Genomic DNA, 1,070 nt, shown 5'->3' with positions numbered 1-1,070 from the left:
GCGTGTAAATCCCTGCGGATCAGTACGCTACAGTTCAGCCCTTCCCGTTCACAAAAACGGGCAATGAAATATTGGAGTGCGGCCTCGTGGCGAATTTATGATAAACTACCGCCTGAGTTTTTCGCTCTGTATGCCAGGTACATCAGTGCCCGTCACGCTGGCGGCAGTATGTATCCGCCGGATAAAGCGCAGTTTGAATCCTTTGCGGAATGTCAGTGGCTCGATGTGGCTTATCTTTGTATGTATCTGGAGGATCGTCTGGTCGCGGTAGCAGTGACAGATGTATTACCTGATGCACTCAGTGCCTGCTATACCTTTTTTGATCCGGATCTGAGCGCCCATTCACCGGGTGTTGCGATGCTGATGAAACAGCTGGAATGGGCAAAACAGAGTGGAAAACGCTGGGTCTATCCCGGTTATCAAGTTGATGCCTGCAGGGCGATGTCTTATAAAAAACGCTTCCGTCCGGCACAGGAATTAACCCAGACAGGTTGGCAGTGGGTCAATGAATGCTGAGTTTTAACCAGCTTTAATGCCCTGTTGCCTTTACACTATCGACGTTTTTCGGCATTATCTGCCGGTTATTATTCAGGTTGTAAGCCTTAACGAGGAATAGATGTCTAAAGAAGACAGCATTGAAATGCAAGGTACCGTGCTGGACACGCTGCCAAACACCATGTTTCGTGTAGAACTGGAAAACGGTCACGTTGTGACTGCCCACATCTCCGGCAAAATGCGCAAAAACTACATCCGTATTCTGACTGGCGATAAAGTGACCGTGGAAATGACTCCTTACGACCTGAGCAAAGGCCGTATCGTATTCCGTAGTCGCTAATCGCGGTTATAAAAAAACCCGGATTGCTCCGGGTTTTTTTATGTCTTGAAGTTGGCTCTTGCACCTGCACAAGAGCCGATCACGTGATTAATCTTTGCAATGATTAATGCACCATGCCCTCTTCCTCGCGGCGTGTACTGGTACTGCTGAACTGATAGGTCAGCACATTGCCTTCTGTATCCACCCCGACTTTCACCACGCCACCGTGCGTCAGTGAACCGAACAGCAACTCGTT

General features: G+C 49.0%; 2 protein-coding genes. Both read left to right on the top strand.

Annotation, left to right across the window (positions count from 1 at the left end; all coding sequences use genetic code 11):
* Window positions 1-516: GNAT family N-acetyltransferase (locus ACRC27_RS14200; protein ID WP_438640177.1), on the top strand; the 516-nt coding region annotated here is incomplete at its 5' end.
* Window positions 517-616: 100 nt separating this feature from the next.
* Window positions 617-835 carry a translation initiation factor IF-1 gene (infA, locus tag ACRC27_RS14195; RefSeq protein ID WP_010861786.1) on the top strand — a complete coding sequence of 73 codons (219 nt, stop codon included), beginning with the start codon at window positions 617-619 and terminating at the stop codon, window positions 833-835.
* The last annotated feature ends 235 nt before the right edge of the window (window positions 836-1,070 follow it).

It is taken from the genome of Plesiomonas sp., assembly GCF_051650925.1.
Classification (GTDB): Bacteria; Pseudomonadota; Gammaproteobacteria; order Enterobacterales; family CAMTGL01; genus Plesiomonas.
This window is presented reverse-complemented; position numbering and strand designations above follow the sequence as displayed.

Bases quoted from the DNA above. Each gene is read 5' to 3' on its own strand.
- infA (WP_010861786.1), top strand. From the start codon at position 617: ATGTCTAAAGAAGACAGCATTGAAATGCAAGGTACCGTGCTGGACACG.